Source organism: Halohasta salina, assembly GCF_024178165.1.
GTDB lineage: Archaea > Halobacteriota > Halobacteria > Halobacteriales > Haloferacaceae > Halohasta > Halohasta salina.
Genome location: NZ_JAMZIE010000003.1, coordinates 1 through 25,902, shown reverse-complemented (window position 1 = coordinate 25,902; position 25,902 = coordinate 1). Strand labels below are relative to the sequence as shown.

The following is a 25,902-nucleotide window of genomic DNA, read 5'->3' as shown; positions in this document are numbered from 1 at the left end:
TCGAGGGCGCTATGGTGCGCCGACTGGGTGGAGGCCCGCGAAGTCGAGGCCTGCGGTCTCGTCGAGGCCGAGGGCGACGTTTGCGCCGTGGATCGCTTGGCCCGCCGAGCCCTTCATCATGTTGTCGATCGCCGAGAAGGCGACGATACGCTTGTTCGAGGGATCGAGTTCGAACCCGACCTCGCCGATGTTCGTCCCTGCGACGGCCTTCGGCTCGGGGTAGCGGTAGACGCCACCGCCGCCGGCGACGAGTCGCATGAACGGCTCGTCCTCGTAGCTGCCACGGTAGGCCTGCCAGAGGTCGCCCTTCGAAACCGGTTGGCCGGGGAAGACGTGGCACGTGGCTGACGAACCGCGGATCATGTCGACCGCGTGGACGGTAAAGGACACCGAGATGCCGAGGAACTGCTCGATCTCGGCCTCGTGGCGGTGGGAAATCGGCGCGTAGGGGCGAACGATCCCCGAACGCTCGGGGTGGCTCGATGCCGCGCCGCCGCCCGCCCCGCCCTCCGAGGAGCCGACTTTGACGTCGACCACGATATCCTCGTCGCCGCTGAGGATATCGGCGTCGAACAGCGGTTTCAGGCCGAGGATGGTCGAGGTGGCGTTACACCCGCCACTCGCAATAAGCTCCGCGCCGGGCAACTCCTCGCGGGTCAACTCGGGAAGCGCGTAGACGCTCTTTTCGAGGTATTCGGGTGCGCTGTGGCCGTCATACCACTCCTCGTACTGCTCGGCCGTGTTGAGGCGGAAGTCAGCCGAGAGGTCGACTACCGTGTCGGCGTGCTCGTAGAAGGTGTCGATCTGCTCCATCGAGACGCCGTGTGGCGTCGCCGCGAAGATCACGTCGACGGATTCGAGGTCGTCGGGCGAACTGAACCGCAGGTCCACTTCCCGAAGGTTGGGGTGGGAGTGGCCCACCGTCTTGTTGACCTTCGAGCGGCTGGTGGCCTGTTCGATTTCGAAGTTCGGGTGACCCGCCAGCAGGCGCAGGAGTTCGCCGCCGGTAAACCCCGTCCCGCCGATGACCGTCGCGGTGTAAGTCTCCTCGCTCATGCGGTCGTCAGCTCCTCGTTTTCGGCCGCGGCTTTCGATTCCAGCCAGTCGACCACCGCGGCGGGCACGTCGATATCCACACAGCTATCGAGGGCTTTGAACTCGACGGTGTGGTTGACTTCGTGGACAGTATATTCGCCGCTTTCCTCGCCGCCAACCTCCATCAGGTCGACGCCGAGCAGGCCGCCGCCGACCGCGTCGCTGGCCTGCTCGACAAGCTCTAAGGCTCTGTCGTCGAGGCCGAAGTCGTCGGTTTCGCCGCCTTTGGCGGCGTTGGTCAGCCAGTGGTCCGAACTGCGAGTCATCGCGGCGACCGGCTCGCCGTCAGTAGCGAGGACGCGAATATCGCGCCCCGGCTTGTCGACGAACTCCTGGATGTAGAATACCTTGTGCTCGTAGTGACCCAGCACCTTCTTGTGCTCCAAAATGGCCTCGGCAGCACTCTTCGAGTCGATTTTGGCCATGAGTCGACCCCACGAGCCGACGACTGGCTTGAGGACACAGGGGTAGCCGAACTCCTCGATGGCCTCCATCGCCGAGTCGGTCGTGAACGCGACCTTCGTTTCGGGTGTGGGCACGCCAGCGTCGTCGAGCGCAAGGCTGTTTTTGGCCTTGTCGGCACAGACGTCGGCGGTCTCGGGACCGTTGACGACCGGAACTCCGTAGTGGTCGATGAACCGCGTGGCGTACAGCGACCGGCTGGTCGACAGACAGCGGTCGACGACGATATCCAAGTCTTCAATATCGGCGGTCGTTCCGTCGAGTCCGAACTGGTGTTTCCGGACGTCGATCTTCGTGATCTCGTGGTCCCGCTCCCGGAGTTCACTCAGCAGGAGCTTCTCGTCCTTCCGAATCCGCGAATAAAGAATTCCAATGTTCATAGGTGTATGATCTGGCGTGAAGACGCCACCGCGGCGGTCGTCGCCAAACTTACTCGCCCCAGTCCTCTTCGAGTTCGGGGGCCGTATCGAGCTCCGGCGGGTCGACCGCGATCACTTCGAGTTCGGCACCGCAGGTTCCACAGTCGATGATCTCTCCGACTTCCAGGTCGTCGTGCAGGGAAACCTCAGCCCCGCACTCCGGACATTCTGCGTCTGTCATGTGCGTACCCACTCGTTGCCTACCTATATACTTAAACACATCGAACTTGTTTGAAATTTTACAATAAACGGAGAAGCCACTACGGGAGTGTTATCGGGCGTCGACGGCTTGGCGAAATCCTCGGCTGAATTTCATGTTGGTGTGTTGCCCCCAAGCGGGGGTCGCCGCAGTCGCCTACACATACTCGTCGACCGCCTCCTGGAGGGCCGTTTCGGCGTCGTCAAGCGCACTGCGTCTGTCGGCCAGTGCCTCGCTGTCGGCGCTGAGCGTCTCGCGTGCGCCCGCGATGCTCGACTCGACGGCCGCGGCCGCCGGGCCGCCCTGCGAATCGCGGCTGTCGACACTTTGAGCGGGGTCGAGCGCCGACTCGACGGCCGACCGGTCGACGTACTCGAACAACGACTCGCCGAGCACCTCTTCGGTGGCTGAATCGAGCAGTGCGGCCGAGACCGAGGTCTCGGCGTCTTCGGCTTCCTCGGCGGCCAGTGCGACCACTTCGTGGGCCGTGCGGAACGGGAGGCCGGCCATCGCCAGCAGATCGGCGATCCCGGTCGCCGTCGAAAAGCCCGCTCCGGCCTCGTCGGCCAGTAGCGATTCGTTCCACGTGGCCGTCGACACCGCTCCGGCCGCCACAGCCGAGGCTTCGACGACGGCGTCGACTGCGCGGAAGGTGTGCGGATGGGCCCGCTGCAGGTCGCGGTTGTAGGCCCGCGGGAGCCCTTTCAGCGTCGACAACAACCCCGTGAGTTCGCCGATGGCGTCGCCCGCCACCGCTCTGGTCAACTCCAGGGTGTCGGGATTCTTCTTCTGGGGCATGATCGACGAGGTCGAACTGTAGTCGTCCGAGAGGTCGACGTACCCTTTGTTGGCGAAGATGATGATGTCCTCGGCCAGTCCCGACAGTGTCGTGGCGTGGGTCGCCAGCGCCGCCGTCGACTCGGCGAGGAAATCCCGCGCCGAGGAGGCGTCCATCGAGTTCGCCACCACGCCGTCGAAGCCGAGCAACGCGGCGGTGCGCTCGCGGTCGATATCGAACGGCGTGCCTGCAAACGCGGCTCCGCCGAGCGGCGACTCGTTGGTTCGGTCGTAGGCATCCAGCAGGCGGGCCGTATCGCGGCTGATCGTCGACGCGTACGACATGAGGAAGTGGCCGACCGTGATCGGCTGGGCTGGCTGGAGGTGTGTGTAGCCGGGCATCAAGGTGTCAGTATGCTCGGCAGCAGCCTCGATCAACGTCTCGCGCAGTCCGAGGGTCGTCTCAGCGGCTTCCAACAGGTCCGCGCGCAGGCGGTAGCGAATACAGGCCGCCACCTCGTCGTTGCGGCTCCGGGCGGTGTGCATCTTGCCGCCGTCGGGGCCGACGTGGTCGATGACCGCCGACTCGATGGCTTCGTGAACGTCTTCCCCGCCGCCGAGCGCGCCGTGGCCAGCTGATTCGACATCCGCGAGCGCGTCAAGGATCGTGCCTGCCTCCTCGTCGCTGATGATCTCCTGTTCGGCGAGCATCACGACGTGAGCGCGGTCGACCGCCAAGTCGGCCTCAAAAATCCGTTCGTCGCCAGCGAGACTCGACAGGAACTCGCGGGCCGGGCCGCCGCTGAAGCGGTCCCGGCGGACGACCGTCTCGTCGCCCTGTGCCCCGTCGCTGTCTGTCGAGTCTCCGGCCATATTATTCCTCGTTGCCGCCGTCTGCGGCCGTCTTCGTCTCGGCGTCCTGTGCCGCTTTCTCGGCTTGGGCCGCGATACGGTCCTGGTAGCCGTGGTATTTGGCAACACCCGTCGCGTCTTCCTGGGTGATCTTGCCGACCGTCTCGGTGTTGAACGAGGCGGCGTCGGCGGAGTAGACGGCGTACTCGCTGGAGCGACCGACGACACGGGCTTGGCCGCCCTCGAAGCGGATCGTCACCGTGCCGGTGACCTTGCTCTGGGTTTCGTCGATGAACCCTTCCAGCGCGGCGACGAGCGGGCCATCCACGAGGCCTTCGTACCCCTTCTGGCTCCACTCGGCGTCGACTTGGGCCTTGAAGTCGCGTTCCTCCTTCGTGAGGACGAGCGATTCGAGCCCCTTGTGGGCGTTGAGCAGCGTGGTGGCCGCGGGGTGTTCGTAGTTCTCGCGGACCTTGAGCCCGAGCATGCGGTCTTCCATTGTGTCGGTGCGGCCGACGCCGTAGGAGCCCGCCAGTTCGTTGAGTTCCTCGATGAGTTCGATCGGCTCCATCGACTCGCCGTTGAGCCCCACGGGGTAGCCGTTCTCGAAGGCGATTTCGATCTCCTCGGTGTCACCGCTCGGTGTGGTGGTCCAGTTGTAGATCTCCTCGCCGGGGACGTGGTCTGGCTCTTCGAGATCGCCGCCCTCGATCGAACGGCTCCAGAGGTTGGTGTCGATCGACCACGTGCCCTCGTTGCCCGCCTGCACGGGGAGGTCACGCTCGTCGGCGTACTCGATCTCCCAGTTGCGGGTCATCCCCATCTCGCGGACGGGCGCGATGACTTCGAGATCCGAGGCGCGCCAGACGGCCTCGAACCGCAGCTGGTCGTTGCCTTTGCCGGTACAGCCGTGGGCGATGCCGTCACAGCCCTCTTCCTGTGCGACGCGGAGGATCGCCTTGGCGATCACGGGACGGGCCAGCGCGGTCCCGAGCGGGTAGCCCTGATAGTCCGCGTTCGCGCGAACCGCGTCGAAACAGAGGTCGGCGAACTCTTCTTTTGCCTCGACGATGTGATGCTCCAGATCGAGGGCTTCGGCCGTCTCGCGGGCCTCCTCGAACTCCTCGGCCGGTTGGCCGACGTCGACCGTCACGCCGATCACTTCGTCGTAGCCGTACTCCTCTTCGAGAACCGGCACGCAGACGGTCGTATCGAGACCGCCGCTGAACGCCAGTGCCACACGCTTTGTCATTACCTACCCTCTGTGAGTTATGGAACTTAAATTCAGCGCTTCTAATTTTCGAAAATAGTGGTATAGAGCAAGCTACGCGCCTAAAAACGAGGTCTCGTAGAACGAATCGACGGCCGAACCAAAATCATAGGCTCGGTCGTCAAAACGAGGCGAGGTCGGCCACGTATGGCCGCCCCGCTCGCGGTAGTCGCCGCAGCCGCCGCTGCCGGGTGAGGGCGAGCGGATTCGGTCGACGACTCACTGCCATTACCAGAGCGTTTTGGGCTCTGGTACAAAACCGTTGCGTGATCCCTGTTGCCGTGTGCTATGGTCACACGAGATAGCAAAGCGTCGTCGACTACCGATCGGTCAGTCGTCGTCCGCCGAGGCGTCGAGTCCTTCGGCGTCGGTCTCGCCGGGGTCGGCCGGCTGGTCGAGTCCCTCCGGTGGCCCCCGGACGTCGGCCTCGCGCCACGTCCCGCGCCGGAACCAGAGCCACGCGATGACCGCGCCGGCGACGTTTGAGACGAAGAAGGCGGTCCAGATCCCCTCGACGCCGTAGACCAACTCGGCGTAGGGGATCGGCAGCCGGTACTGCGAGGCGACGTAAGCGACCGGCAGCCGGATCCCCCCGAGGGTCAGGATGGCGATCGCAGCGGCGACGAGCGTCTTGCCCGCCCCGCGGAATCCGCCGGTAAAAGCCCGCATGATCCCGGTAAAGCCGAACGACAGCGCGACGTACCGCAGCAGCGTCGACCCCTCCGAAAGCACCGCGGGATCGTCGGTAAAGACGCTCACGATCGGTGTCGGCACGAGGAAGATGAGCACGCCCACGAACCCGAGTACTGCGAACAGCCCCTTGGCCGCGAGGTAGTTGGCCGCCTCGGCGCGGTCGTAGTTGCCCGCCCCGATGTTCTGGCCGGCCATCGTTTCGACGCCGCGGGCGACCGCGATCGCCGGCAGGAAGATCACCGAAAGCACCCGCGTGCCGATCCCGAAGGCTGCGACCACGGCCGTCGAGAACAGCCCGACGACGACCAACAGCGCGTTGATCGACAGCGCCCGACCGGTTCCCTCGATGCTGGCCGGAACGCCGATCCGGAGGAGTTTCCGGAGATACTCGCCGTCCGGCCACATGTCGACGGCGTTGATCCGGATCCCCCGCCGCCCCGACAGCATGATTCCGATCCCGACGATCATCGCCAAACTCCGCGAGAAGACGGTCGCGATCGCCGCTCCCTCGATCCCGAGTTCGGGAAACGCTACGGGGCCGATCGCCCAGCCGTTGATGAGGAACGGATCGAGGACGACGTTGATGACGACCGTGCCGAACATGACGACCATCGGCGTGATCGTATCGCCGGCCCCCCGCATCAGCGAGATGAACACGAAGAAGCCGAACATGAAGGGCAAGCCCAGCGCGATGACCTCCATGTAGGCGGTCGCTCCCGGCAGCACTTCGGGTGAGGCCCCGAGCAACGCGAGGAACGGCTCGATGAGCGGGTAGCTGGCCAGCCCCAACAGGAGCGAGCCGACGACGGCGAAGGTGACCGTCTGGGAGGCGGCGTACTCCGCCTGATCGGTCTCGCCAGCCCCCGTATGCTGGGCGACGAGCACGCTCCCCGCGACGGAGAGCCCCATTCCCAGCGAGATGAGCAGAAAGACCATCGGGAAGCCGAACGATATTGCCGCCAGCGCCTCCGTCGAGTAGCGCCCGAGCCAGAACGTATCGGCCAGATTGTAGGCCGTCTGCAGCAGGTTCGTCACCACGATCGGCAAGGAGAGATACACCAGCGGCTTGAGAATGCCGCCCTCGGTCAACTCCAGTTCCTCCTGGCCTTTGAAAATCTTCACGCGCTACCCTCCGGACTCCAGCCGAGTTGGGTCTCGAAGTAGCTCTCGATCACCCGTCGGGTTTTCCCGGGATCCTCGCCGAGGGCGACCTGTCGCAGGTGGCCGCCGTTGATCACGGTGCTGACGAACCGGGCGACTTCGTCGGCGTCGACCGGTTCGAAGTAGCCGGCCTCGATCCCGTCGTCGACGGCGTCGGCGACGACTCCCTGAACCGCATCGTCGAGCTCGACGAACCGTCTGCGGTAGGTCTCGTGGAACGGGGCCTGGGCCTTCAGCTCCATCAGTGCGATGGGGAACTCGTCGTCGGCCTCCGAATCGAACACCGAATCGAGGAACCCTGCGAGCCGGTCGCGGGGATCGGCCGCCTCACAGTCGACCTGTCGTTCGAACCGGTCGACCAGATCGTCGAGAAACGCGTTCAAAAGCTCCTCTTTCGTGTCGAAGTGGTAGTGGATCGCCGCCGTCGTTACCGACGACGCCTCGGCGATGCGCTGCATCGTCAGGTCGGCATACCCGTACTCACAGAGACTCCGACCGGTTGCCCGGATGATCGTTTCGGTCGTCTCCGATTCCATTCTCGCCTCGTACTTACTGATTAGTTAGTAAATGGGCTTCGGTTCCTCGGGTGGTCGACGAATGGCACCACGAGACAGCCGCCCGACAGACGGCCACGGGCTATCGGCTCCAACCGCGGTCGATCACTCTACAGCCAAAGCGGGTCGACGCCGGTGTCGACACCCAGCAGCCAACACGTTCCGGCGATGCCGACCGCCGCGACCAGCGGAATGGTGAGGTTGTCGTCGACGGCCACGCCCCGAACGATCGGTTTGATCCCGTCGGCGACCGCCGCGGGCAGCGCACCCCCCACAGCGGCGGCGATTCCCACCGCAGGGCCGTTCGCGGCAACCGTAAACGGCACCGCGAGCAGGAAACAGAGGCCGGCGGTCACGCCGACCACGGCCGGCCGTTTGTGTTCGTGGGCCCCGTTGTCGCTCATCATGCCACTGATCGGATCGGCGACCGCAAGCATCAACACCGACGGCAGCGCGACGCTCGGGCCAAAGCTCACCGTGACCGCCGTGACACTGAGCATGTAGAGGGCGTAGCCGGCGACGCTGTCGGCCTCGTAGGGCCGGGTGAGTTCGTCGTAGAGCCAGTGGTTCAGCCCGACGACGAGCCGGAGGAACTCCAAGGCGAAGGCCACGGCCGTTACCCCGAGCATGAAGAGCCGCAGTTGGGTCCACGTCGCCAGATCCAGCAGGTACAGCAGTGGCATCCCCGCGCCGCTGACGTGGACCGCCCGCCGACCGTACTCGCTCATCGTGGGCTCACGCCGTCGTCACGTCGGTGTCGACGTCGTCGTACCGTTGGCTGAGTCCCTCGAACTCCCGGTCGCCGGCCAGCAGCGCCGCCAACTCGGCGGCCACGTCGTCGACCGGGAGTCGGATCTGGGCGGCCGAATCCCGCTCCCGCAGCGTCACGGTCGGCCCGCCGTCGCCTTCGAGGCCGTCCTTGTCGACGGTGACACAGAACGGGGTGCCGACCTCGTCCTGCCGCCGGTAGCGGCGGCCGATCGAGCCCGAATCGTCGTAGCTGACCGACAGCCCCGCCTTCCGGAGCGACCCCGCGACGTCCTCGGCGACGCCGACCAACTCGTCGTCGTTGGTCACAAGCGGGAAGACCGCAACGTCGGTGGGGGCCATCTCCGGTGCGAGCGAGAGATAGCTCCGCTCTTCGCCGTCGACCTCGTCTTCGCGGTAGGCGTGTTCCAAGAGGGTGTAGACCGTTCGCCCGACCCCGAAGGAGGGTTCGACCACGTGAGGCGTGATGTGTTCGCCCGACTCGGTCTGTTCTTCGATCGAGAAGTTGGCGACCTCGGTGTCGACGGTGTAGCTCTCCCCGTCTACGTCGACGGTCACCTCGTCGCTATCGAAGGCGTCGGGATCGTCTTCGGCAAGGTCCTGCAGTGCCTCGGCTACGTCGGCGGCCGCGCCGCCGAACTCCGGCCCGAGGGCCGACATGTCGGGGTCGACGACTGCCTTCTCGACCGTCACGGGCTCGTCGTACCGCTTGAAGATGGTAAAGCGGTCGCCGGAGTACTCGCCGTGTTTGCTGAGGTCGTAGTCGCCGCGGTACGCGAAGCCGGCGATCTCGATCCAGTTGCCGTCGATCTCGCTTTCGGCGTCCCAGCAGTCGGCCGCGTAGTGGGCCCGCTCGCCGCCGAGGTGTTGGCGGAAGCGGAAGCGATCCATGTCGACTCCCACCCGCTCGTACCACTCTTGGGCGACGCCGAGGTAGTAGGCCACCCACGGCGAGCCGATGATCCCCTCCGCTACGGCCTCGCCGATCGTGGTGTCGACGTAGCCGCCGTCGTCGGCGTGCTGTTCGCTCGCCGGGTAGAGCCTCACGCCGACGTCGTCGACTTCTCCAAGGGGTGGTTCGTCCTCCTCGGGATCGATGAACTGCTCCAACTCGGCCTGTGTAAACTCGCGTACGCGGATGATGCCGCGCCGCGGGCTGATCTCGTTGCGGTAGGCGGGGCCGATCTGGGTGACGCCGAACGGCAACTGGCCGCGGGCGTACTCCTTGAGCCGCGGGAACTCCACGAAGATTCCCTGTGCTGTTTCGGGGCGCATATAGCCGGTCTGGCCCGAGCCGGGGCCGATCGAAGTCTCGAACATGAGGTTGAAGTCCTCGACCGGCTCGCCGGCGAGGGCCGCCCCGCAGGTCGGACACGCGAGGTCGTGTTCCCGGATGAGTTCTTCGACCCGGTCGACGCCGAGAGCTTCGGCATCCTCGATGTCCTCGACGGCGTCCTCGATCAGGTGGTCGGCGCGGTGGCTCTCGCCGCATTCGGCACACTCGACGAGCATGTCGTCGAACCCATCGAGGTGGCCGGAGGCCTCGAAGACGGCCTCGGGCATGATCGTCGGCGCTTCGATCTCGTCGTTACCCAGCCGGACCGTAAACCGGTCGCGCCACGCCGACTCGACGTTGTGTTTGAGCGACGCGCCCTCCGGGCCGAACGTGTAGAAGCCCGCCGTCCCGCCGTAGGCCCCGTTCGAACCGAAAAAGAAGCCGCGGCGTTTGGCCAGCTCCATGAGGTCGTGCTGCTCGGCCATCAGATCCCCCCGAGCAGGTCGATGTCCCGGACCATCCCGACGAGGTCGCCGCCGGCGAACAGCGGGATCTGCTCGATATCGTTCGTGATCATCGCTTGGGCGGCCTCTTTGGCCGTCTTGGTCCGGGAGATCGTCACCACGTCCTCGGTCATGATCTCGGCGATGGGTTCGGCCGGGATCTCGACGTTCCGGGTCGGGAAGTAGCTATTTCCAACTGCCTTGATTCCCTCCCAGGCCCACTCGGAGTCCTGTTCGGCGATCGACTCGCCGGTGTCGTCTTCGCCTTCGACCACACGGGCGACCTCGACGATGTCGACCTCGGTGAGGATGCCGGTCATCTCGCCGTCGTCGTCGAGGACGACGGTGTAGGGGACGTTCGCGTAGTAGATCTCGCGTTCGCCGACCGGCAGCGGCGTGTCGACGTAGGTGGTGTTGATATCCCGGCTGGCGAGCTCGCCGACCGGCGTCTCGCCGTCGATCTCTTCGCGGGCGATCGCCCGGACGATATCCGTGAGCGTGATGATCCCACGGAGCTGTTCGTCGTCGTCAGCGTCGAGGACGGGGACGCGCCGGGCTGCTTCCTCGCGCATGAGCTTCGCGGCGGCGTGGATGTCCGCGTCGGTCGTGATCGTCGGCACGTCCCGCATCAGCAGCGCCAACTGGTCCTCGTCGGGGCTGTCGATCAGGTCGTCCCGGGAGACTAAGCCGCGATAGATCTCCGCTCCGTCACGTTCCTTGACGACCGGAACCGATGAAAAGCCGTATTCCTGTAGGTACTCCAGAACGTCATCGCGGGTGCCGGGCAGCTCGACGGTCACCAGCTCCGACCGTGGCGTCATCGCGTCGACTACGTGCATAGTTCGCGTACCGTCGGCCAGCCTCTTGTATCATCCGAACGCCGGCGGCCCGCAGTGGTGTCTCGTTTACATTCCCTTTCGACACGTTTATGTGTATCTGGATGAGACAGTCAACCATGCCACAGGAACACACACCTGTTGCCGACGGCTCGGACGCCGAGGTGATGGCATCGATCGATGGCGCCTCCGGGAGCCCGTCGTATATTATCGCCGATATTAGTCGCGACGACGCGTGGGTGTCGGTCCGGCAGAGCGACGCGCCGGTACTCGCAGAATGGTGTTGACCTGTTTTATCGCGGTTTCGACCCGTTGACGAGCGCCGTCAGCAGCCGATTCGTCGGGACGTCGACCCCGTACTGAGCACCGCGCTCGACGACGGCACCGTTGATCGCCTCAATCTCGGTTACCCGCCCGGCGTCGACGTCCTGCAGCATCGACGAGCGGTTGGCCGCGGTCGACGCCGCGACCGTCCGTACGGCTTCGACCGCGGTGTCGTCGCTCAGGTCGACGCCCGATGCCCGAGCGACGGCGGCCGTCTCGCGGGCGGCCCGCCGGGCGACCGGCCACAGTGGTTCCTCACAAACCGCCCCGTTTTCGACCCGTGCCAGCGCGGTGACAGGGTTGATCGCCGCGTTGACCGCGAGTTTTTCCCAGCGCTGCTTCGCCATATTCTCGCGGACATCGGTCTCGATGTCAGCCGCCCGGAACGCCTCACCGACCGCCGCGGCGCGTTCGGCTGCCGCCGCGTCGTCGGCCGCGCTGTCCTCCGTGTAGGGACCGAGGGTAACCGTCCCGCGGCCGGTGCAGTCGACGTGACCGGGCTCGCGGAGTCGCGCGCCGTAGGTCACCGTCCCCGCCAGCACCGGCACCGAGAGTTCGGCTACCAGCGTCTCCTCGGTGAACCCGTTCTGCAGCGAGCAAACGGTATTGAAACTGCCGGTCGACAGCGCCTCGGCGGCCGTGGCGGTGTCGCCGGCCTTCACCGTCACGAGCACCACGTCCCCGCTCAACCCCTCACTGTCGGTCGTGGTCCGGGGTCGCACCGTCGTTTCGACTGCACCGCCAACGGTGAGGCCGTCGGCTTCGATTGCCCGCATGTGGGCCGATCGACCGACCAGCGTCACGTCGTGAGTTCCTGCAAGCAGTCCCCCAACGAGACTCCCGAGACTCCCGGCACCGAAGACGACGATCTCCATATCCGGTAGTGGCAGGCCGACCGCAAAAACGCCGCGAGTGGTCGGCGTCCCTACGCCGGATGGTCGACCGGGCCCGTCGATCGACGATCTCCACTCGAAACGGAGGGGGTTCGGGAACGTCTCCCACCCGCTACATGAAGTCCGCGATGCCGCTCTGTTTGTTCTTGTCGTTCTCGAAGACCGATTCGAGGGAGCGTTCGAGGATCCGCAGGCGCTGTTTGGTGTACTCCCGGCAGCCGAACCGCTCGGCGACCTCGATAGCGGTGTCCATGTACTTGTTGACAGAGCCCTCGTGGACGGTGAGGTTCACCCGGCCGCCGCACTCCCGGCACTCTCCAGAGAGCGGCATCCGGCGGTACTTTTCGTCGCAGTCGAGACACCGGGTTTCTTGGCTCGAAAAGGCTCGGAGGTTGCCGATCAGGTCCGGGAGGAAGTGGTATTCGATGACGCGTTCGGCCACGTCGGTCTCGTCGACCGCCCGGAGTTTGCGAGCCAACTCCAGTTGGGCGTCCATCTTGTCCATCATCGAGCCGAGTGTCTTGTAGGCCGACAGACTCGGCCCCATGTGGATGTCGGTCGTCGAGTGGGTGTGGTCGAAGCCGCGGTACTGGTCTTTGGTGCCGAGGGTGTCCTCGCCGATCTGGATGTCGACCTCCTCGGGGTCGGCCATCTCCAGCGTGGCCTCGTAGAACTCTCGTGGGTAGGTGTCGACGATGTCCATGTTGTGGGCCTCGTCGTCGATCTCCGCGGGGTCGATTCGCGAGGACATCACTAAAGGTGCATCCATCCTCCCACCGCGCTTATCTGGCAAGAATTCTCTGCTAAAATTCAAAAGGCCGTCCATTAATAACATAACACAGTCTTCGTCGCCGTCACATTGCGCAGTAAATAGATCATTTGCGACGAGTGTGTTCGTTTCTGTAACAGTCAGACAGTACGTGTGGTCGATATCACTTTCGACGTACTGTACCGACGTGATTTCGTCCACCAGCATGTTCCCACCGTCACCATACAACTCGATCGGCTCGCTGCTGTCGGAACCAGTCACCGGCTCCCGGTTAGGACTGCTCGGTGCCGGGACCGTGTCACCGACTTCGAGTGCCATCGCGTCGACTTCCTGTGGGCCATTATCCCACCGGAGCATGGTGTGGTCCGGCGTGACAGTAATCTCTCGACCGTGTTCCGTTTCGATGGTGACGAGGTGGTTAGTCGACTGGTGTTTCGAGACAGCGTCGACTCGCTGGACAGTTCGGTTACCGTCACTGTCAATCGACGGCACCTCGATCGTCGCCGATAGTTTTTGGAATTCGGTGCCGAAATCGTCCGTTTCCGGATCTGTGAGGCGCTCTTCAACGATGGACTGTATATCCTCGTACTGCCATTCGCCGCCGACGTTTCGGTATTTGATTTCGGTCTCCGGATGGAAGCAGTTCCGCCGTTTGGCGGCGTGAAAGTACGGATGCGCGTAGCCGACTGCCGCGCTGGTAAACCCAACGACGCGACCGACGACCGCCGCGCTCGTGTGTGGGGCCATCCCGAAGACCAACTCCCCGACGAGGTCGTCGCGCTCCTCTACGTCGTAAAAGGCGGGCTGGCCGTACAGCCGCTCCAGCAGGTCGTCGACGAAGTCCGCGGTCTTCAGCATATGTTCGGCCGCGCCGTCCGAGAGGACGATGTCCTGAACGTTGAGTTCGACAAGCTGATCGTCGTGCCGCAGCGGGTCGCCGTTGATGTCGGTCTCGTAGCCCAGCCCGCGGAAGTGGTCGGCGGTCACGTCGAGTTCCTCGGGTTTGACTGCGGTCACCGGCAGATCGGTCATGTCGTAGCGGACCGTCCCGTCTTTGAACGCCGAAACGCCGTGTTTCGTCCGGAGGATCCCCTTTTCGATCGGTTCGGGGGTCTTGTTCGCCGAGGTGAGCCCTTTGACACCTTTCAAAATGTCGAAACTGCCCTCGCGTTCGCCGATGGTCTCCAGTGCCTCGCGGTACTCGCTGCGGAGGTCGACCTCCTCCCAGTCCGCGGCGGTGACCTCGCGTTCGCAGCGCGGACATTCGACCCGGCCGGCCTCGTCGGGTTCGCAGACGACCTCACAGTCCTCACACTCGTAGTGCGGCTCGGTGTGGGCACCGCAGTCTGGACACTGGGATTTGAACGTCCGGGTCCCGCAGTCCGGACACAGCCGTTGGTTGATCCGCATACTGTGGACACCGCGTCGACCCTGGTCGTCCATCGTCCGGGCGGCCTCGGCGACGTTTCGTTGGCTGCCGCCGGCCTCGGTGATCGGAAACAGCGTGTGGACTGCCGGCGAGAGGTCCCGCGATTCGGACTTCTCGGGTCGACCCATCCGTGCGCCGATCCGCGTCGGCGCACGCTCCCGCAACTCGAAGGGGGCGACCTCGTTGGCGGCCTTTACGGCGTTGTCGCCGCCGTCCCACGCCTGCGCCTCGTCGGAGAGTTCGTCCCACTCTTTCGTGAGGTCCTCGCTCACACCGAGCGAGCGGGCCAGCGGGAGCCAATCGCGGACTTCGCAGCTCTCGTCGGTCTGCTGGTGGGCGACCAGCAGCGTTTCGAGGCTCCGCCGGATCGTCTTGCTTCGCTCGACGACGAGCACGTCGCCGCCCTCACGAGTCTCGCCGTCGGCGACGGCCGCGGCGAGTTCCTCGAAGGCCTCGACCGGGATGTCGTGCCAGACGTAGGTGTATTTCGGGTGGAGCGGGCAGTCGTACTCGCTGGCCCACCGGAGGGCTTCGGCGGCGGTTGGCGATTCGAGGTCGACGTGCGGGTCGTCCTCCAGCGCCTGCACATCCGCGCCCGCAGCATCGAACTCCTGGATCCACCACTCGGGGGCGTAGGCGGCCGGCGCGAGGGGGTGGTTGTTTTCGACGAACTCGCCGTAGTTGACGAGATACTCGCCGAGATCAAGGATCTTCTCGACGCCGTTGCGGAGTTCCAGTGCCTCCTCGGGGTCGTCGATCCGGCGGACCTCGCCGGTCGCCAACTTGACGGTCGGCCCCTCGATGGAGTCGACGGGGATGATCCCCGCCGCTTTGCCGGGGCGTTCGGTCTTGATCTGCGTGCCGGTGGCCAGAAAGTCGTCGATGATGTGCATCGTCGCCGGATGGACGCCAGCAGTCGCAAACCCCAGATTCCGGGCGCGGCCGTAGCGCAGTCGGAACCCGCCCGATTCGGAGGGATGGCCGAAGACGGGTCGACCCGCGATCAGGTCGCGTAGGTACTTCGTTTTGGGTTTGACACGTGCTGGTCCGTCGGGCGCGCTGTCGTCGCCCGTCTCGCTGTCGCCGTCGTCAGCTTCGTCATCCGCATCGTCCTCGTCGCCCTCTGCCGTGGCTTCCTCGTCGCTGTCGTCCTTGTCGCCTTCGATGGTGCCGTCGATGAGGTCTTGCAGCCACGGCCAGTCGACCTCGTCGAGTTGGCGGGTGTAGCGCTGAATTTTGGGGGCTTTCAGGGCGATCCCTTCGGCCATCACCAGACACATCCCGCCGCGGGAGGAGTTGGTGTCGACGCGGTCGAGATCCCGGTAGCCCGAGACTTCGAGGTCGCCGGTCGCCTCGCCGTCGAGCATGATCGGCATATTGGTGGCAATAAACCGGCTCTCCTTGTCCTTCGGCGAGTACTGGAGGCCGGTGTCCTTGTCGTAGAGGTTGATCTCCTCGACATAGCGTTCGATCTCCTCTTCGCGGCCTTTGTACTCCGCGAGACCGAGGATACTCCGGGTGTAGTCGGCGACTAGGACCGAGAGCGCCTGTGCCGTGCCGCCCGCAGACCGGATCGGCCCGGCGTAGTAGACGTTGACGAACTGGGTGCCGTCGTCGTTGTCGAGCAGTTCGACCCGGTCGATCCCCTCGATGGGGGCGGCGACAACACCCTCCGTCAGGAGGGCCACCGCGGTTCGGACTGCCCCTTCGATCTTCCCGGCTTTGCTGTCGTAGTCGCCGACGCGGCCCTCCGCGAAGTCCTTTGCCAGTTCGAGGGCCGCCTCCTCGCGGGACATCTGGCCTTCGAGCTCCCGGACGCGTTCGGCGACGTTCGGAATCCCGAGGATGTTCTCGACTCGGTCGGCCATGTCCTGGGCGATGGGAATCTCGACCTCGGGTTGGGGGTCCTTGCCCTGGCCTTTGGCGCGCTCGGCGACCGCCATCGCTTCGTCGAGACGGCTCTCGATCCGGTCGAAATACCGTTCGTCGTCCGGTCGCATCGGCGTCCGGTTCTCGGTCTCTTCCGGCTGGTCGCCGTCGACGGGGCCGTCGCTCGTCTCGCTCACAGCCAGAGGTCCAACTCGGTATCCTCGTCCCGCTCGCGGGTCAGTGGTGTCTCGAACGCACGGAAATACAACTCGCCCGCGAAGACGGTCCCGGCGTTGATGTGGCCTGCCAGCGCCTGCCCGTTCCGCCGTGAGAGCACCGCATGGGTGTGGGCGAACAGATCGCCGTCCAGCAGGCTGACGTTGCCGACACAGGCGGCGACTTCCAGCGGTTCGTCGAAGGTCACCGACTGGTACTCTTTGTCGTCCTGATCGTAGAACCAGATCTCGGCGTCCTCGACCGAGCCGAGGGCGCTAAACCAGCCAGCTTCGGCGTCGACGTCCGCAGCGAGCGTTTCGATCTCCTCGCGCCAGTCCGCGCCGGTTTCGAGCCGCGCCATATACTCGCCGGTGGTGGTGACCTCACGGTAGTTCATAGAACTCTCAATGTCTCACCGGGGCAAAAAACTTAGTTGTCTCCCCACGGCCGCTGGCCTTCGAGCGCCGCACTCGCCGTCAGCACCGTATCGTCGGCGTACCGCCGTCCGACCACCTGCAGGCCGACCGGAGCCCCCGCGTCGGTCCGGCCGGCCGGAACCGAGGCCGCCGGATGCCCCGTGATGTTGAACGGCCACGTCAGCACTGTGCCCCACTCGTCGGGTCCGAGCTCTTCGTGCAGCCCGAAGCCGGGCCGCGCCAACGTCGGCGTCACCAGCAGGTCGTACGGTCCGAAGATCGACTGGACGGCGTCGAACAGCTCGGTGCGGACGATGCCTGTCCGCGCGATCTCGGTCGACTCGACGGCCCGTCCCTGTTCGATCATCGCCAGCAGGCTGTCACTCACATCGTCCGGCTGGGCTGTCAGGTCGACGCCGGCGCTCTCTTTCAGGACCGTCGCTGTGGCCGCCATCGCTGCAGTGAACGTCGCGCCGACGGCCTCGCTCAGTTCGGCCATCGACAGCCCGTGATCGACCGTCACCGCCTCGACGGTGGCTCCGGCGGCCTCGAAGCCCGTCAGCGCGTCTTCGACGACTGCTCGCACCGCAGGGTCGACCGCGAAGACGTCGAGATCCGGCGAGTAGGCGATGGATACGTCGTCGATCGGCCGGTCGACCGCTGCCCGAAAGTCGACGTCGACCGGAACGGAACCGGGATCGGCCGGATGGGGGCCAGCCATCACCTCAAGCATGAGTGCGGCGTCCTCGACGGTTCGGCTCAGCGGGCCGAACGCGGTGTGGTGTCGCTTGGCTCCGAAGGCGTTCGGCCGCGAGTCGATGGGGACCAACCCGAAGGAGGGTTTCATCCCGAAGACGCCACAGCAGGCCGCCGGGATACGGATCGACCCCCCGGCGTCGCTGCCGGTGGCGAGTGCGGCCATACCCGCGCCGACCGCCGCGGCGCTGCCGCCGGAAGAGCCGCCGGCGTTCAGCGACCGGTCGACCGGCGAGGCGGTCGCGCCGACGAGTTCGTTCTGTGTCACCCCTTTGTGGCCGAACTCGGAGGTGTTGGTCTTCCCGAGGACGATGGCTCCGGCGGCTTCCAGGCGGTCGACGATCACCGCGGTTCGGTCGGCCTCGAAGTCGGCGAACAGCCGCGAGCCGAAGGTGTGGCGGACGCCCGCTTTCATCGCTCGGAGGTCCTTGAGTGCGACCGGGACGCCGTGGAGCGGGCCGACCGCCTCGCCACGGTCGAGGGCTGTCTCGGCCTCGCGGGCAGCTTCGCGGGCGGACTCCTCGATGACGGAGATATAGGCATTGAGTGAGTTGTTTTCGCTCTCGATTCGGTTGAGGTAGGCGTCGACTACGTCGACGGGCCTGAGGGATCCGGTTCGGATATCCTCGGCGAGCCGGGTCGCCGACAGCTCACAGAGGGGCGGGTCGGACATACCCGTGGTGACTGAGTCGTGTGGCAAAACAGTTTGGCGGTCATCACTGTGTCCTCTCTTTTTGCCGTCGTCACAGAGCGCGTACTCACAGCATCCGATGGACGATTCGAACCAGTCTCCCGCATCCGACCACCTGCGCGAACTGGTCGAGGCCGGTGCTGTCGACGAGGCAGTCGACACGCTTGTCGCCCTCTACCCCGCCGCAGCCGACGATCGGAAAGTCGCACTCCGGACGCTCCGGACCGTCGCCGATGTGTCCCCGGTGTGGTCGACCGTTCTAACCACTGGTTGGTTTTAGGTCTCCCTAAGTTCCGAAACTCCTTTATTGGTTAAGGCTACCCTAAAACGCATGCAGGAAGGGTTCGAAACGCAGTTGGACGTTACACGTCGACACTATCTCGGCATCGGAAGCGCGGTCGGCGGCGGTCTCCTAGCCGGCTGTACGGGGTCGTCGACCGAGCCGACGGACGCCAGCGAGGACGGTGATTCGAACGAGGCCGATGGTGACTCGACTGAGGCTGATGACTCGTATACGGTCTCGATCGCGCCGATGGGCGAGGTCATCTTCGAGTCGCCGCCCGAGACCGTCTTCACGCGACTCACTCACCATGCCGGGATGGCATTCGCCCTCGGTCGGGGGGACTCGATCACGGCGATGCACGCTCCCGACTACTACGATGGACTGTGGAACCAGTTCGTCGAACGCCTGCCGGGCGTCTCGCTGGACTGGACCGGTCTCTACTCCTCGTGGGAGCCGAGCAAAGAGAAACTGTACGAACTCGATAGCGATATCCATCTCGCGGACCCGGCGTGGATCACCAAACAGGACGGCTGGGACCAAGCAGATATCGACGAGATCGGCACCACTATTTCACCGTGGTTCGGCAACTCGCTTTCCGATCGCCACGCCGAACCGGCGGCTGCCTACGCCGACGGCTACGAATACTACACCCTCTGGGAACAGTTCGAACTCGTTGCCGAGGCGTTCCAAGAGCAGGCCCGGTACGAGGCGCTCGCCGAAATCCACGAGGATCTCCTGTCGACTATCGAGACGGATCTCCCGGCCGAATCCGAGCGCCCCTCGGCAGTGATGCTCGCGTCGGCCGATATCGAAGAGATCTACGCCTACACGCTGAGTACCCCCGGCTTCCTGACTGCTCACACTCAACCGCTCGGCGCACGCGACGCCTTCGAGGGGGAGGTCGAATCGAACTCGGTGGTCGACTTCGAGACGCTACTGGAGGCCGACCCCGACGTGATCCTCCTGCTCGGCGGCTTCGAACCGGAGACGAGCCTCCCGAAGCGACGGGAGGCGTTTCGATCCGATCCGGTGGCCTCGGAGATCACGGCAGTCCAGGACGACCGGCTGTACCCACAGGGGGCCCGATATCAGGGGCCGATTCTCAATCTGTTCCAGCTGGAGATGACTGCCAAGCAGCTGTATCCGGATACCTTCGGTGCATGGCCAGAATACGAGGAGGGCCCGTACCCCGAAATCCCCGCCGACGAACAGCTGTTCGACCGCCAACGAGTCGCCGACATCGTCAACGGAGACGTCTAATTGTGAGCACATCACCCACCACACGGACTGAATACGACCACGATGTCGTCATCGTCGGCGGCGGCCCCGCGGGCTGCTCGGCTGGCGTGTTCACCGCCCGTGAGGGCCTCGACACCGCCGTCTTCGACCGTGGCCGCTCGTCGATCCAGCGCTGTGCCCACCTCGAAAACTATCTCGGGTTTCCAGAGGGGGCCGACATCGAGACCTTTTACGACCTGATCCACGACCACGCCGAAACCGCCGGCTGTACCGTCGTTCCTGACCTCGTGGAGTCGGTCGACCGTCCCGACGACGATGCCGCCGACGGATTCGTTATCACATCGCAGGAGAGCGAGCCAGTCACTGCCCGCCGTGTGATCGCGGCCACGCGCTACGACGGCGAGTACCTGCGCGGCCTCGATTCCAACGAGGCGATGTTCGAGACCTGCGACCACGACAACGAGGCCGACGACCGGTTCGACCGCGACTATCCCGACGCCGATGGCTCGACGCCAGTCGAGGGGCTCTACGTCGCCTCGCCCGCCGGGAAACCGGATAAACAGGCGATCCTTGCGGCTGGACGCGGTGCGAGAGTCGGGAAACGCGTCGTTGCCGACGCTCGCATCGACGACGGCTGGTGGGAGTCGGTCGCCGCCGGCGTCGACTGGGTCCGACAGCAGTCCGAACTCGACGACGAGTGGGCCGAGCGAGCAAACTGGGTCGAGTGGTTCGACGACTTCTACGGCGAGGCGGCTCCGGTCGATCCCGACTCCGACCGCTTCGAGCGCGTGCGTGAAACCTACATCGACGACCGGTTCGACGGCTATCTGACCGATGCGGAAATCGACCGCCGGGCCGAGGAGGCCCACGAAACGCTGGCCGACCATCTCGATCCCGAGGCGATCGTCGCGGCCGTCGACACCGACCAGTTGCTGGCGGCGATCGACGATGACGCGATTCGCGCGTATCGTGACGACGACCAGCAGTCCGGACTGGATGCCCAATGAGCAATCAGGAGTCGACTCCCGGAGCCGAGCAGACAACGCGATCCCCACGACTACAGAACCGGTTCGGCTGGCTGTTCGATCCACAACTGCTGGCGGTCGCCCTCGGCAGCCTCGCCATCGTCGTCATCGGTGGGCTGATTCAGGTGAGTTTCGGCTCCTATTCGATGACGATCACGCAGGCCTGGCAGGCCGTCTTCGATCCGAACGTCGTGTTGAACCTCGAGGCGTGGAACGCCTTCCTGTTCGGCGGCGAGCTGCCCGAGATGAGCACCGAGAGCCTCGTCGTCTGGAACATCCGGCTGCCACGGGTGTTCGTCGCAATTCTCGTCGGGATGAACCTCTCGGTGTCGGGGGCTATCTTCCAGGCGGTGACCAGAAACGAACTCGCCAGTCCGTTCGTCCTCGGGGTTTCCGCCGGGGCGGGGCTGATGATCCTGCTGACACTCGTCGTCTTCGGTGGGCTGACGGCGTTTCTCCCGCTAATCGCGGCGGCTGGCGGCTCGGTCGCCTTCCTGCTCGTGTATGCGATTGCGTGGAAGAACGGCACCTCGCCGGTCCGGCTGGTGCTGGCGGGGATCATCGTCGCCACCGTCTTCGAGAGCCTCCAGACCTCGCTGTTCTTCTTCGCCGACGACATCGGGGTCGTCCAGTCGGCCATCGCGTGGACGACCGGCTCGCTGACCGGCACCGACTGGGAGCAGGTCCGGCTCGCGCTGCCGTGGTCGGTGGGCGCATTGCTGTTGGCCGTCGCCGGCTCCCGACAATGTAACGTCCTGCTGCTGGGCGAACAGACGGCGAAATCCCTCGGGATGTCCATCGAGCGGGTTCGGTTCGCGCTGTCCGGTGTCGCCGTGTTGGCTGCCTCGGCCAGCATCGCGGTCGCGGGGATCGTCACCTTCGTCGGGTTGATCGTTCCCCACGTGGTCAGGAACCTGGTCGGCAGCGACTACCGGAAGCTGATCGTCGGCTGTCTGTTCGTCGGCCCCGCGCTGATGGTCGGCGCGGACGTCGGCGCACGGCTGGCGCTCACCCCGGTCCAGATCCCGGTCGGCATCGTCACCGGGCTGGTCGGCGGGCCCTACTTCCTGTATCTGATGCGGAAACAACAACAGATGGGTGAGCTCTGATGTTCGACATCACCGGGTCGATCACACGAGCGACGAAGCGAGCCGACGACAGCGCCGAGGCGTCGGACGAAGTGGACTCCGAGTCGACCGAGGGCTCGGCGTCGACGCTCACCGGCGAGGACCTCGTATTGGGCTATCCAACCAGCGATGGCCCCATTGTCGACGGCGCGACGATCACCGCCGAGCGGGGTGCGGTGACCGCGCTCGTCGGTCCGAACGGCTCCGGCAAGAGCACGCTGCTGAAGGGACTCGCCAACCAGCTCACGCCCGACGAGGGGTCGGTCCTGATCGACGGTCGGGAGATCCACACCCTCGACACGAAGGCACTCGCCCGAAAGCTCGGGTTGCTCTCCCAGGAGAGCACCGCCCCCGGCTCGATCACCGTCGAAGATCTGGTCTACCACGGCCGGTACCCCCACCGCGGGTTCTTCGAGCACGTCACCGAGGACGACGAGTGTGCGGTCGACAACGCCATCGATCTGGCGGGCTGTGAGCATCTCCGGGATCGGGAGGTCGGCAGTCTCAGCGGCGGGCAAAAACAGCTGGCGTGGATCGCGATGGCACTCGCACAGGACACCGACGTCCTGTTGCTCGACGAACCGACGACGTTCCTCGATCTCCACCACCAACTGGAAGTAATGGAGATCATCGAAACGCTGCGGGACGAACGCGACATCACGGTCGTCGTCGTCCTCCACGACATCGAGCAGGCTGCCCGCTACGCCGACCGGATCATCGCGCTCGAAGACGGCGTGATCCGGGCCCGCGGTCGGCCCACAGACGTTGTCACCGAGGACCTGCTCGCGGAGGTGTTCGGTATCGAGGCCGACGTGGAGTCGACCGATCGCGGCCCGACGATCACACCGATCGGGCCGATTCACGACAATCGGGATGCCGACGCTCCGGACACGTCCGCCGACGGGAGTCAGTAGCGACCGACGGAGCGAACTCGATGTCTACCGAACCCGGCTCTCGAAGCCGCTGGGGCGGCTGTTCCGCCCCACGCTGCCGACGACGCACGCCGAACAGCACAACAGTTTGGCCGACCTACAACCGAAGTAATTATATATTTTTAGGTAAGCCTAAAACATACTCACCGAGGGACCGGCACCGCCGGTACCGACGCGACGGGACGCACTGGAGTACGGCGGTACGGTCGTTACGATCCCCGACCCGCGGATTGGTCGTACTGCAGCCGACACGGACCCGGCGGTCGCACTCGCCTACGCCGACGGCACCGGGACTACCTGACCGCCACCGGCTCGCGCCCATCACCCTCGTCGACCACCCCGACCACCACGAAGCCATGATCGGAACCACACTCGGCGATATCCGCCACCACATCGAGTCACTCGCTAGCCCGACCGGGAGCTACTACCTCGTCTGTAGCCGAACCGGTGAGCGACCGGTTCCAGCCGACGGCTGCTACTTCGACCGCCGGTCGACCGCCCGGGCGGCGGCCACGGCGACCGAACAGTACCGTACTGCCCTCCGGCGGTACGATCCACAGCTTCCCCGCCGCGATATCATCGTCTGCGAGCAGTTCGAGACGGTGCCGTCAGCGGTCGACGCCGTCGCTGCGACCGATATCGCAGCCACGACCGACCCCGAACCCGCGACAGACCCGGTCGATCGTTCCGACGACAGAGCGGCGACAGTCGACTTCTGTCACACCGTCGCCGGGGTCGTCTTCGAGACGATCGCCGACTCGTCGCACTCGGCGGTTCAGGCGGCGATCATGGATCGGTATCTCGCAGTGGCCGAGACGGTCGCTCATCCCGACGAGCTCTGTCTCCTCCTCATCGAGGCCATCGCCACCGAACTCGACACGCGGCTCTCGCCCGCCGAGCAGGCCGAGATCCTTCGGACGGCGGCGTGTCGGCTCTCGACGCCGACGACCACGCCGACCGCCGCCCCGCTGGAGGCCGCCCTCGATAGCCTCCAGTCGATGTCGATACTCGACGGGTACACCGTCGACTGCCAGTCGGTTCGCTGTGCGTCGACCTGCTGGGAGCTCACCCTCACCGACTACCCGCTCGGGAACGCCGACCGCATCGTCACCCTGCCGCTGGTCGTCGAATGTTTCCGGCGGCTGTCGGCGGTCGACTTCCGGATCTCCGGCGTCGAACGCACGGCCACCGTCCCGCCGTCGTGGCGGCTCACGCTCACGGCGACGGCTGACGGGGCGGGCGGTCCACTGAGCGTCGTCGAAGCGGGGGCAGCATGACCGACTCGGAGCTGGCCACCGAGCTCGCCGACGCCCGGCGGCTGATCGACGACGAGCGAACCCACATCGACGAGAAACTGACAGCGTTCGACCGGTTTGCTACTGGGGTCAGTCGACTCCCCACGGCCTCACCGCCCTCGGCGCAGTCGACGACCTCACCGACCTCGTCGGCGGGGTCGGCGCAGTCGGCAGGATCGGCTCCGGCTGGCACCGGCCCGCCGGGCTCGATTTCGGCGGCCGTCAGCGGCCGGACCTCCAGCGACGGCACCACCCGGCGGGTTCGGTCGCTGTTTGCCGAGACGGTCCGCCCTTACAGCATCGAGGACGTCGACGAGCCCGAGCCGCTCTTGGTGACGATCCGCGAAGAACTCAGCCCCGAGATCGCCCTCGCGGTGGCCCCGTCGACTGACCGGGCGTTCACCGCCGACGTTCAGGCGGCGATCTGCTCGGCGGTCGACCAGTCGCAAGCTGAACTCCGGGCCATGCGGCAGGGACTCGACACCGAGGCCGACTCGTTGCGAGCGGCCGACGACCTCCGCGGCGAGCTTGCCGATTGGATCGACGACTGCCAGCCGTCGTTGGAACTCGGGTTCGAGGCCCTCTGTCGCCGACACGAGCGACTGGCCGACTTCCGCCAGCAGTGTGATGCCCTCGCCGCCGACCGCCAGTCGACGCTCCACGGGACGACGAACCACACGGCCACTGCGAGCCTCTCACACAGTACGCTCGTCGAGTACCTCTACCAGCCGCTTGCGGTCGACTACCCCGTCCTCTCGGCGGCCGCCCAGCTAACCGACTACTGTGAGTCCCGCCAGCGAACCGTTCGCCGTCATCTCACACAACGCGTATGACACTCACTGCACCCCATCATCGCCAGTCGTCGACCACCTGCCGCCGGACGGTGGGTCGATGAGCGACGCCGCACAGTATCTGTTGGTCGTCTACCAACTCGCCGGCCCGAGCGGCGAGCCGGTCGCCTCGGGACGGGTCGCCGACGAACTCGGCCGGTCGCCGTCGACCGCGACCGAGATGCTCCAGCGGCTCGCCGACAAAGGACTGGTCGACCACCAGCCCTACGAGGGAACCCAACTCACCGACGCGGGCCACGAGCGGGCCGTCGAGCTGCAGCAGTCGTATCTGGTGTTGCGCCGCTTTTTCGATGACGTGCTCGATCTCGACGACCCCGAGGCCGAAGCGTTCGAACTGGCGGGATCGGTGAGCCCGCTGGTGGCCGACCGGCTGGCCACGACGGTGCTTGGCATCGACTCCTCGGATAGACGGTCGCTCACGCCGCCGAGCGAGCGCTCGCATGACTGAACCGCGACTGATTTGTTGTTCGCGGCCTACTGAGTCGATATCCCATGCCAGATGCCGACACCCCAGCAGACGACGACCGCACCGTGATCCGTCAGGGCCGCAACTTCGAACAGGAGTACCGCCTCGATGCCAGCGAGGTCGGCGACTTTCTCGTCTCCCTTGGCGAACAGCTCCGCGATGGCGAGGAACTCACCATCGTCGACGAGGAGTGGGAACTCCCCTTCGCCTTCGGCGAACCCATCGAGCTAGAAGTCGAGTACGAAGGGATGGACGAGCCGGAACTCGAAATCGAGATCGAGATTCCCGGCCGCACCGACGCGACCGCGCCGCACGTGGAATAAGACGACCGCTCTTGGGTAGATGATTGTTGGTCAGTTCTCAGCAGTAGCTGGAAGTCACAGCGGGCAAGGGTGACACGTTCGTGCCACCCGACAAACGATGTTCCCAATCAAGACGTTTGTCTCGGAGCGTCGA

The 25,902-nt window shown here is 65.3% G+C and carries 24 protein-coding genes; 10 read left to right on the top strand and 14 right to left on the bottom strand.

Features of this window, described 5'->3' with window-relative positions:
- Positions 1 to 9: 9 nt before the first annotated feature.
- From argC to NKJ34_RS07185, 10 genes are all read right to left on the bottom strand, one after another.
- Positions 10 to 1,056, bottom strand: a complete 1,047-nt coding sequence (gene argC / locus NKJ34_RS07230; protein ID WP_253737621.1) for an N-acetyl-gamma-glutamyl-phosphate reductase — start codon at positions 1,054 to 1,056, stop codon at positions 10 to 12.
- On the bottom strand, positions 1,053 to 1,937 hold the full coding sequence (gene lysX / locus NKJ34_RS07225) for a lysine biosynthesis protein LysX (RefSeq protein ID WP_253737620.1): 885 nt from the start codon (positions 1,935 to 1,937) through the stop codon (positions 1,053 to 1,055). Before lysX ends, argC begins: the two co-directional genes overlap by 4 nt.
- Before the next feature lie 49 nt (positions 1,938 to 1,986).
- Positions 1,987 to 2,157 carry a lysine biosynthesis protein LysW gene (gene lysW / locus NKJ34_RS07220; RefSeq protein ID WP_253737619.1) on the bottom strand — a complete coding sequence of 57 codons (171 nt, stop codon included), beginning with the start codon at positions 2,155 to 2,157 and terminating at the stop codon, positions 1,987 to 1,989.
- A 174-nt stretch (positions 2,158 to 2,331) separates the two neighbouring features.
- Positions 2,332 to 3,825 carry an argininosuccinate lyase gene (gene argH, locus NKJ34_RS07215; protein WP_253737618.1) on the bottom strand — a complete coding sequence of 498 codons (1,494 nt, stop codon included), beginning with the start codon at positions 3,823 to 3,825 and terminating at the stop codon, positions 2,332 to 2,334.
- A 1-nt stretch (position 3,826) separates the two neighbouring features.
- Positions 3,827 to 5,056, bottom strand: coding sequence for an argininosuccinate synthase (locus tag NKJ34_RS07210; protein WP_253737617.1), 1,230 nt, complete (start codon positions 5,054 to 5,056; stop codon positions 3,827 to 3,829).
- A gap of 348 nt (positions 5,057 to 5,404) precedes the next feature.
- A complete protein-coding gene (locus NKJ34_RS07205; protein WP_253737616.1) occupies positions 5,405 to 6,889 on the bottom strand; it encodes an MATE family efflux transporter in 1,485 nt (494 codons plus the stop codon).
- The gene (locus NKJ34_RS07200) at positions 6,886 to 7,464 is read right to left on the bottom strand and encodes a TetR/AcrR family transcriptional regulator (RefSeq protein ID WP_253737615.1); all 579 of its coding nucleotides are present in this window, start codon (positions 7,462 to 7,464) and stop codon (positions 6,886 to 6,888) included. Before NKJ34_RS07200 ends, NKJ34_RS07205 begins: the two co-directional genes overlap by 4 nt.
- Before the next feature lie 128 nt (positions 7,465 to 7,592).
- Positions 7,593 to 8,210, bottom strand: a complete 618-nt coding sequence (locus tag NKJ34_RS07195) for a diacylglycerol/polyprenol kinase family protein (protein WP_253737614.1) — start codon at positions 8,208 to 8,210, stop codon at positions 7,593 to 7,595.
- A gap of 7 nt (positions 8,211 to 8,217) precedes the next feature.
- Positions 8,218 to 10,011: a glycine--tRNA ligase gene (gene glyS, locus NKJ34_RS07190; RefSeq protein WP_253737613.1), complete on the bottom strand. Its 1,794-nt coding sequence runs from the start codon at positions 10,009 to 10,011 to the stop codon at positions 8,218 to 8,220.
- Positions 10,011 to 10,868, bottom strand: a complete 858-nt coding sequence (locus tag NKJ34_RS07185; RefSeq protein WP_253737612.1) for a CBS domain-containing protein — start codon at positions 10,866 to 10,868, stop codon at positions 10,011 to 10,013. The genes glyS and NKJ34_RS07185 overlap by 1 nt, the downstream gene beginning before the upstream one ends.
- Before the next feature lie 116 nt (positions 10,869 to 10,984).
- On the opposite strand from NKJ34_RS07185, the gene NKJ34_RS07180 reads away from it, so the two are divergent.
- Entirely contained in the window at positions 10,985 to 11,152 is a 168-nt protein-coding gene (locus NKJ34_RS07180) for a DUF7556 family protein (protein WP_253737611.1), read from the top strand.
- A gap of 6 nt (positions 11,153 to 11,158) precedes the next feature.
- Here NKJ34_RS07180 and NKJ34_RS07175 read toward each other — a convergent pair whose 3' ends face one another.
- From NKJ34_RS07175 to NKJ34_RS07160, 4 genes are all read right to left on the bottom strand, one after another.
- Positions 11,159 to 12,064, bottom strand: a complete 906-nt coding sequence (locus NKJ34_RS07175; protein ID WP_253737610.1) for a ketopantoate reductase family protein — start codon at positions 12,062 to 12,064, stop codon at positions 11,159 to 11,161.
- Between the two features lie 130 nt (positions 12,065 to 12,194).
- Complete coding sequence (locus tag NKJ34_RS07170) at positions 12,195 to 16,280, bottom strand: DNA-directed DNA polymerase II large subunit (protein ID WP_253738117.1); 4,086 nt, start codon at positions 16,278 to 16,280, stop codon at positions 12,195 to 12,197.
- Between the two features lie 62 nt (positions 16,281 to 16,342).
- On the bottom strand, positions 16,343 to 16,762 hold the full coding sequence (locus tag NKJ34_RS07165; protein WP_253737609.1) for a PPC domain-containing DNA-binding protein: 420 nt from the start codon (positions 16,760 to 16,762) through the stop codon (positions 16,343 to 16,345).
- A 32-nt stretch (positions 16,763 to 16,794) separates the two neighbouring features.
- Positions 16,795 to 18,210 carry an amidase gene (locus NKJ34_RS07160; protein WP_253737608.1) on the bottom strand — a complete coding sequence of 472 codons (1,416 nt, stop codon included), beginning with the start codon at positions 18,208 to 18,210 and terminating at the stop codon, positions 16,795 to 16,797.
- A gap of 97 nt (positions 18,211 to 18,307) precedes the next feature.
- Here NKJ34_RS07160 and NKJ34_RS07155 point away from each other — a divergent pair, with 97 nt between their 5' ends.
- From NKJ34_RS07155 to NKJ34_RS07115, 9 genes are all read left to right on the top strand, one after another.
- Positions 18,308 to 18,508: a hypothetical protein gene (locus NKJ34_RS07155; protein ID WP_253737607.1), complete on the top strand. Its 201-nt coding sequence runs from the start codon at positions 18,308 to 18,310 to the stop codon at positions 18,506 to 18,508.
- Between the two features lie 51 nt (positions 18,509 to 18,559).
- Positions 18,560 to 19,771 carry an ABC transporter substrate-binding protein gene (locus NKJ34_RS07150; RefSeq protein WP_253737606.1) on the top strand — a complete coding sequence of 404 codons (1,212 nt, stop codon included), beginning with the start codon at positions 18,560 to 18,562 and terminating at the stop codon, positions 19,769 to 19,771.
- A complete protein-coding gene (locus tag NKJ34_RS07145) occupies positions 19,771 to 20,757 on the top strand; it encodes an NAD(P)/FAD-dependent oxidoreductase (RefSeq protein ID WP_425491803.1) in 987 nt (328 codons plus the stop codon). Before NKJ34_RS07150 ends, NKJ34_RS07145 begins: the two co-directional genes overlap by 1 nt.
- Positions 20,754 to 21,884 (top strand): FecCD family ABC transporter permease, encoded by a 1,131-nt coding sequence (locus NKJ34_RS07140; RefSeq protein ID WP_253737604.1) that lies wholly within the window; start codon positions 20,754 to 20,756, stop codon positions 21,882 to 21,884. Before NKJ34_RS07145 ends, NKJ34_RS07140 begins: the two co-directional genes overlap by 4 nt.
- Positions 21,884 to 22,816, top strand: a complete 933-nt coding sequence (locus NKJ34_RS07135) for an ABC transporter ATP-binding protein (protein ID WP_253737603.1) — start codon at positions 21,884 to 21,886, stop codon at positions 22,814 to 22,816. Before NKJ34_RS07140 ends, NKJ34_RS07135 begins: the two co-directional genes overlap by 1 nt.
- Before the next feature lie 374 nt (positions 22,817 to 23,190).
- Entirely contained in the window at positions 23,191 to 24,111 is a 921-nt protein-coding gene (locus tag NKJ34_RS07130) for a DUF7551 domain-containing protein (RefSeq protein ID WP_253737602.1), read from the top strand.
- On the top strand, positions 24,108 to 24,962 hold the full coding sequence (locus NKJ34_RS07125; protein ID WP_253737601.1) for a DUF7260 family protein: 855 nt from the start codon (positions 24,108 to 24,110) through the stop codon (positions 24,960 to 24,962). Before NKJ34_RS07130 ends, NKJ34_RS07125 begins: the two co-directional genes overlap by 4 nt.
- A gap of 58 nt (positions 24,963 to 25,020) precedes the next feature.
- The gene (locus NKJ34_RS07120; protein ID WP_253737600.1) at positions 25,021 to 25,428 is read left to right on the top strand and encodes a metal-dependent transcriptional regulator; all 408 of its coding nucleotides are present in this window, start codon (positions 25,021 to 25,023) and stop codon (positions 25,426 to 25,428) included.
- A gap of 44 nt (positions 25,429 to 25,472) precedes the next feature.
- Positions 25,473 to 25,769: an amphi-Trp domain-containing protein gene (locus NKJ34_RS07115; protein WP_253737599.1), complete on the top strand. Its 297-nt coding sequence runs from the start codon at positions 25,473 to 25,475 to the stop codon at positions 25,767 to 25,769.
- The last annotated feature ends 133 nt before the right edge of the window (positions 25,770 to 25,902 follow it).